The sequence below is a fragment of the Pseudoalteromonas sp. SR45-6 genome, from assembly GCF_014163545.1.
GTDB classification, from domain to species: Bacteria; Pseudomonadota; Gammaproteobacteria; order Enterobacterales; family Alteromonadaceae; genus Pseudoalteromonas; species Pseudoalteromonas rhizosphaerae.
In genome coordinates this window covers 1-7,159 of sequence record NZ_JACJDM010000080.1, presented here as the reverse complement: position 1 = coordinate 7,159, position 7,159 = coordinate 1, and the positions used below count along the sequence as shown (strand labels likewise).

Genomic DNA, 7,159 nt, shown 5'->3' with positions numbered 1-7,159 from the left:
GACATTAGTCACGTTATTTATTACAAACAACATTTCCTCGAAGAGTAATTGCGGGCAGGCAGTTTTTTGCACGGTTAAGTTTGATGACTTCAGCATTTATTTATAATGGGTGTCAATTTTGTTTTACGAACCCACTTGCCCATTCTCTTGCTGCGCTTATATCTTCAAATGGCTTTTCTGGGTAGTCTGAGCGATATTTTAACGTTTTAAATAATGACTCCGAATAGGGATTATCATTACTCACTGACGGGCGACTAAACGACGGTACAATGCCTAATTCTTGCAAGGTAGCCAATAATGTAGCGCCTTTCATTGGGCTGCCATTATCCGAATGTAACGTGACTTGCTCTGGCTTTATTTGCTCTCGACTGCAAATATCCGTCATCAAATCAGCCGCTAGCGCACTTAACTGTGTATCGTGAACCTGCCATCCCACAATTTTTCGACTAAAAATATCCATCACTAAATACAAGTATAAAAATTCGCCCTTAACCGTTGTTGGCAAATATGTAATATCCCATGTGTAAATTTCGTTCACACCGGTTGCTGTGAGTGCTTTTGGTTTTTTTACCTGCCTGTTTGGCTTCACTTTTTCTCTATGCGTTAATAGGTGGTGACGTTTCATAACCCGGTAAAACGAACTCTCGGATGCTATCCATACCCCTTTATCAAGCAACTTGGGCACTATTTTGCTCGGCGGTAAATGCCCATACTCAGCTGAATTGACTGTTTTGATAATACGCTGTCGCTCTAACTCAGTGAGTTGATTGGGCGGCCGCTTTGCCGTACAAGTTCGCTTGTCTACCATCTTATCTTCGGCCATCCAGCGCTGAACCGTTCTTGCCGTTAGCCCAAGTAATTCGCACACTGGCTTCTGCCTTGCCCCTGAATCCTGCGCTTCTGTAATGAGCTTTATCAATTCATGTCGCTCAGTCGACGTCGTTAATCGTCCTCGTTGAAACCCCAAATGGCATCCGCTTTTTTTTTGAGAACAAGTAATGCCGCTGTTTCAGCTAAGGCTTTATCTTTACGATTAAGCTCTTTTTGCAGCTGTTTTATTTCTTGCTTTAACTGTTTACTGTCTGATTTAGCTAGTTTCGTTGTAGGTCCTTGGGCAAAGTCGTGCTTCCACTGCTTAATATGATGCGGATAAAGCCCTTTACTACGACAGTATTCATTAATCGCTGCTTCATCTAAATGGCCACAGTCAATAATCGCGCTGAGTCTTTCTTCTAAACGCCAGTCTTGTGGTCGTTTTTCTGCTGTCATTTGGCTACCCGTCTGGTGTGTTTCAAGTTGATGTTTCTTTGCGAGTGCTATCCAGCGTTGTAACGTTGAATAACCGACACCTAAATCATCTGCAATATCTTCTAGACGAACATCATCACATTGAGATAATGCTTTTTCAACCGCTTGAACTTCGATGATGCCGTCTTTTATTGCTCCGCATTAGTCCCTTTGGCTTTGCTGCTATCTATTAGTTTATTTTGACCTGAATTTAGCACCACATTTATGGCAGAGTTTAGGTCTGATTTCTACGCCTTCACTACCTGATGCAAATGGAATAGAGTTACATTTTGGACACCTGTAATACAACCAAATACCAACGTTAAATATGAGCACTCCGATTAATGCACCATAAAAAGGATTTAGAAACTTAATATCAAAATATTGAAGAATAAAGCCACTTGAAAAGCATACAACAGTTAATAGTAATATGAGATAAAACCGTTTTTTTACTGGTTTAAATTGCTTCGATACATCATCCATAATTGAGTGTTGCTCCAGTTAAATTAACGCTGCAGTTGGCGGTAAAATGAGAGTGGCTAAATCGCGAGGAACAAGCGAAGCAAGTTACCACGCTACTTTATTACTTTATTACTTTGTTTTATTGTATCAACAGCACCGATAAAGTTTTGTGCTATTCATATTCGCTGAATACTTGGTGTACCCTAGCTGGTGTTATTTTATTAAAGTCATCTTGGTAGTAGTCCTTCGCATACTCAATAAAATATTCTGGAGTTATAGTGATTGCAGGGAGCAGCCAACTAGCTCCGTTATCTTCATTGTTTTGGAAATTAACAGTTCCTTGTTGCCATGACCCAGAGTTGGAAGTACGCCAAAAACAAAAGGTCACATGAGCTATTTCGAAGAAATCGTTATCTAAAACGCCGAGCAGTTCTTCAGGAGCCCCTTCATACATCCCTGGCCAAATTCTAAACTCTTCTTGAGCATGAGGACTAACTTCTGATTCATGATCGAAGCCTTTAATTAAAATAGCATCACCTTTTATGACAATGACGATTTCATCACCACCACCATTTTCATATGAAGCAACGTCTATCCCTGGCGCCCAATTAGCTTTGTAAGAAAAGCACCTTAGGTATTCGTCTTCACAAAGCTCTATATCCAAAGCTGCACTAGCTTTTAGAGCAGAGACTAGTTTTTTATTGGGTAGATTATCTAATATCATTTAAGCTCTCTTTGTGTGGGAGTAGACAATTTTATCTCTGATGTTTTTCTTTGTATTACAATACATTGATCATAAATTAAGAAAGTACATATATGCAATTAGGTCATCAAGTCTCTGCTTTTTATAGGCAAACCGGCGGCTCACCCTCCGGCAATTTTGACTTTGAATTTAAGTGCTTCGAGGATGGCTTTGAGTTTTTCGCGGTCGTCGCCTTGTACTTCAATGATGCCGTCTTTTACCGCGCCGCCTTGGCCCATTTTACTTTTAATGGTTTTGGCGAGTTTTTTTAAATCGTGTTGCTCGCTGTCAATACCAGTTACCAACATAACACCTTTACCTTTACGGCCTTTGGTTTGGCGTTCGATGCGCAGGGCGCCGTCTTTAAATACTTTACTAGCCACTTCTGTGCTTGGTTTTGGTTGGCTGATACGGCCTGTTTCGGTTGAATAAACGAGATTACTATCACTCATGCTTAACCTGCATTTAAAAAGTTAAATAAACAATGGCCTAGATAATATCAAATCTAAAACAAATTTGTGCATAGGGTGTTTTATTTTTGGTGATTTATCATTAACAAGTTATATTTAATACTAATTAAGAATGGATAATCTGAGCAGGAGTTAACTAATGGGTCTAAGTAAGAGTGCATCAGCAGATGGTGCTACACTGACTATTCAAATTAAAGGGAAGTTCGACTTTAATTTAGTGCAGTCATTTCGACAGTCGTATTCCGATATCAATGAAAAAACCGCTAAGGTCGTAATTGACTTGCGAGAAACAGATTACATGGATAGCTCCGCACTTGGTATGTTACTGAATATGAAAAAGACCTTGGGTACCTCAGTTGATGCAATTCAAATCAGTAATTGTCAGCCGCAACTGAAAAAAATCCTGCAAATATCACGTTTTGATAAAAAGTTTGATATTGATTAATGCATATTCTCGTTGTTGATGATCAGCCACTTAATTGTACGCTTTTGAAAGTAATGCTGGTGCAACAAAATTACGAGGTATCGACTGCCGCTAACGGTGTTGAAGCATTAGCAATATTAGCACAGCAAAGCATTGATATTGTGCTACTCGATGTAATAATGCCAGTAATGGATGGCTATGAAACAGCGACAAAAATTAAGCTGTTATACAACGATGTTCACCTACCAATTATTTTCATAACCTCTTTGGAAGATCAAAACAGTTTTGAACGTTGTTTAGAGGTCGGTGGTGATGACTTTATTCATAAACCGTTTGATAAAGTAATTTTAACCGCGAAAATAAAAGCTCATAGCCGCACCCGTAAGCTGAGCTTAAAGACCCACGAACAAAATAAGTTATTAGAATATCATTACAATCAAACCGAGCGCGAGCACGAAATAGTTGAGCATATTTTTAATAATGCCTTAGAAAACCAAAATAAGTTTACCAACAACATTGATTTTCATCTTTCACCGGCTTCTATGTTTAATGGTGATATGTGTTTGGTTGGGCAAAGTCCAATTGGTAGTTTGTATTGTATGCTGGGGGATTTTACTGGCCATGGTTTAGCAGCTGCGGTGGGGGCATTACCGGCATCGAAAGTGTTTTACACTATGGTTAATAAAGGCATGGCGGTCAGTGATATTGCCGCAGAAGTTAATGCCGTATTAGTACAATTATTGCCCGGTCATATGTTTTGTGCCGCGACAATTATTGAGTTAAGTAGCTCCGGGAAAAGTGTTTCAGCTTGGCTTGGTGGCTTGCCTGACGCTTATTTAATTGATCAACAAGGAAGCGTATTAAAAACCTTAGAGTCACAGCACATGGCTTTAGGGATTTTAGAAGGCGACGAATTTGAACGTGAATTAATTCATTTTGAAGTTGATAGCAGTATGCGTTTGGCGCTGGCCACCGACGGTATTATAGAAACCACCAATGCAGACGGTGAATTTTTTGCAGAGCAACGCTTTATAAAGGCACTTGCAAGCAAGCCTAAAGTGACTAGTCAAGATGTGATCGGGCAAGTGACCAAGTTTGCTCATGGTAGCAAACAACAGGATGACCTTAGTTTAGTGCTTTTTAATTGCATGGCGGTTCCTGCTGCGGCTGAAGAGCAAGCCGCTTACTCTCGGTTACCCTTTAATTTTTCTTTAACGCTTAATTCACAGCAAATAAAACAAACCGACCCGGTGCTTGAAATCGTTGAAGTGCTCACTCAAGTTGGCGGACTAAAAGAGCACCGCTCTGATATTTTTTTACTGCTCTCTGAGGCATATAACAATGCACTTGATCACGGTGTATTAGGACTCGATTCAGCGATTAAAAATAAAGAGGATGGTTTTATTGAGTATTATCAACTTCGAGAAGCAACATTAGCTAAGCTCGTTGATGCATTGATCATTGTGGATATACGTTATTGCCCTGATACATTGAGCCTGTATTTTATAATTTGCGATTCTGGCAATGGTTTTGCAAGCACCGACAGTAATGCTAACAGTAATAATCGCGAGCACGGTCGTGGGTTATCGATATTAGAAGAAATAGCAGAGCAGGTGACTTATAACTCATCGGGTAATCAAATTGAAATGTGTTATCGATTGGTGCAACAACAAAGCTAGTCGTGATTGTTTAGCCATGCTATGATTCATTTTTTTAGATGTTTGGATGGCTAAATGGTTTCTTCTTATTTATCTCTTGCGCAGTTAGATGTGCCTGCTCAGTTAGTCTCTGCTGAGCTTACTAAGCTCGAAAGCTATTTATCAAATCAGTCGCTTCCTGCGGTACGCTGGCAATATCAAATACCAGAATTGGGTGAAGGCGGGGCGTGCAGTTTATTTGGTTACTTACAAGATGAGCCGTTTAAACTCACTGATTTTTTACCGCAAGATCAGCACACCACGCAAAAGCTTGCTCAATTACAACTGATTGTTGATTACGTTGTAGCGCAAACTAAGGTTGATTGGTACGGCATTTACCAAAGTACAGCAACACCTGAGGGTCAGCAATTACTTAAACTGACTTACTTTGGCGCGCCAAGTCGACCGCTTTTTCCGCTTACCGAAGCATTTGCTGCTGGTAGTAATAATGTGCAGGTGGCACTGAGTAGTAAAGGGCGAGTGATCAACAACGTTGAGCAGTATTTGGCTGCGGGTGGTGAATATTATACTTGCGACCCTAAAGTAAAATCAGAAGCCTGTTTACCGCTTTTTGACAGTGCAAATCGCTGCGTTGGTATTGTTGATGGCGAAGCCTTTAATAACGATTTTTTCAACCAGCAAACATTAGCGCTATTAATTGCGTGCTGTATTAAAATTCCTCACTTTTTAGTGTAAATAACACTAGTCAATCTAGTGAGCTTTTATGTTAAGCTAAGTGCAACAGCTAACCCCTAAATAATGAAAGAGATAGTCAATGTTCTCAGTATTAAAACCATTACCCACTGATCCTATTCTTGGCCTTATGGCGGCCTATAAGCAAGATACTAACCCAAATAAGATTGACTTAGGGGTTGGTGTTTATAAAGACGAATTCGGTAATACGCCGGTATTAAAAGCAGTTAAAAAAGCTGAAGCGTTTCGTCTTGAAAACGAAACTAGCAAATCATACATTGGTTTGGCGGGTAACTTAGATTACTGCCAAAAAATGGAAAACCTATTATTAGGTGAGCACCAAGCGTTATTAGCTAATCGTGTTCGTACAGCACAAGCACCAGGCGGTACAGGTGCACTGCGAGTTGCAGCTGAATTTATAGTTCGCTGTAATCCAGGTGCGACAGTATGGGTTACTAATCCTACTTGGGCAAACCACATTAGCTTGTTTGAAGCCGCTGGCCTAACAGTTAAAGAATACCCGTACTACGATTATGAAAACAAAGATTTATTATTTGATGAAATGATCGAAACCCTTACCCAAGTGCCAAAAGGTGATGTGGTATTACTGCACGCATGTTGTCATAACCCAAGTGGTATGGACTTAAACGAAGCACAGTGGAACACGGTTGCTGAACTGGCAAAAGATGTTGGCTTTACACCGCTGGTTGATATTGCATATCAAGGTTTTGGTTCTAGCCTTGAAGAAGATGCAAACGGTTTACGTATTTTAGCCAATGCAGTTGATGAGTTAATCATTTGTTCTTCATGTTCGAAAAACTTTGGTTTATACCGCGAGCGTATTGGTGCATGTTCAATTATTGCTAAAGACAGTGCAACAGCAGACATTTCAAACTCTGTTATGTTAAGTGTGGTACGTAGCATTTATTCAATGCCACCTGCGCACGGTGCTGACATTGTAAATACCATTTTAAGCAGTACAGAACTGACACAACAATGGCACAGTGAACTTGATGAAATGCGTAACCGTATCAATGGCCTACGTACTTTGATCAAAGACAGTCTAGCGGCAAAAGAGATTGCTCAAGACTTCTCATTTATTGACCGTCAACACGGTATGTTTTCTTTCTTAGGTATTAATAAAGAACAAATTGAGCGCCTGCAAAAAGAATACGGTATCTACATTGTTGGTTCAAGCCGCGTTAACGTAGCGGGTATCAGTCAAGCTAATATCGATTACTTTGCAAATGCTGTTGCAGATGTTTGTAAATAATCTTATTTAAATAGCGTTTATTGAAATAAAAAACCGCACTAACTTATTGTTGTGCGGTTTTATTTTTTAACCTAGAACCTAGAACCTAGAACCTAGAACCTAGAACTACGC

General features: G+C 39.9%; 6 protein-coding genes and 1 pseudogene. 4 read left to right on the top strand and 3 right to left on the bottom strand.

What is annotated here, in order from left to right; all coding sequences use genetic code 11:
* Positions 1 to 124 precede the first annotated feature (124 nt).
* The 3 genes and pseudogenes from H5158_RS23490 to H5158_RS21040 all read right to left on the bottom strand — a co-directional run.
* A pseudogene (locus H5158_RS23490) lies at positions 125 to 1,440 on the bottom strand (IS3 family transposase); the annotation flags it as partial.
* A gap of 481 nt (positions 1,441 to 1,921) precedes the next feature.
* Entirely contained in the window at positions 1,922 to 2,473 is a 552-nt protein-coding gene (locus tag H5158_RS21045; protein WP_182740823.1) for a hypothetical protein, read from the bottom strand.
* Between the two features lie 140 nt (positions 2,474 to 2,613).
* The gene (locus tag H5158_RS21040) at positions 2,614 to 2,943 is read right to left on the bottom strand and encodes a stress response translation initiation inhibitor YciH (protein WP_145240330.1); all 330 of its coding nucleotides are present in this window, start codon (positions 2,941 to 2,943) and stop codon (positions 2,614 to 2,616) included.
* A 157-nt stretch (positions 2,944 to 3,100) separates the two neighbouring features.
* Here H5158_RS21040 and H5158_RS21035 point away from each other — a divergent pair, with 157 nt between their 5' ends.
* From H5158_RS21035 to H5158_RS21020, 4 genes are all read left to right on the top strand, one after another.
* Positions 3,101 to 3,406, top strand: coding sequence for an STAS domain-containing protein (locus tag H5158_RS21035; protein WP_145240332.1), 306 nt, complete (start codon positions 3,101 to 3,103; stop codon positions 3,404 to 3,406).
* Positions 3,406 to 5,064, top strand: coding sequence for a fused response regulator/phosphatase (locus H5158_RS21030; protein WP_182740822.1), 1,659 nt, complete (start codon positions 3,406 to 3,408; stop codon positions 5,062 to 5,064). The genes H5158_RS21035 and H5158_RS21030 overlap by 1 nt, the downstream gene beginning before the upstream one ends.
* Positions 5,065 to 5,118: 54 nt before the next feature.
* Positions 5,119 to 5,778 (top strand): histidine kinase, encoded by a 660-nt coding sequence (locus H5158_RS21025; protein ID WP_182740821.1) that lies wholly within the window; start codon positions 5,119 to 5,121, stop codon positions 5,776 to 5,778.
* Positions 5,779 to 5,857: 79 nt separating this feature from the next.
* On the top strand, positions 5,858 to 7,048 hold the full coding sequence (locus tag H5158_RS21020; RefSeq protein ID WP_149983417.1) for an amino acid aminotransferase: 1,191 nt from the start codon (positions 5,858 to 5,860) through the stop codon (positions 7,046 to 7,048).
* Positions 7,049 to 7,159: the final 111 nt, after the last annotated feature.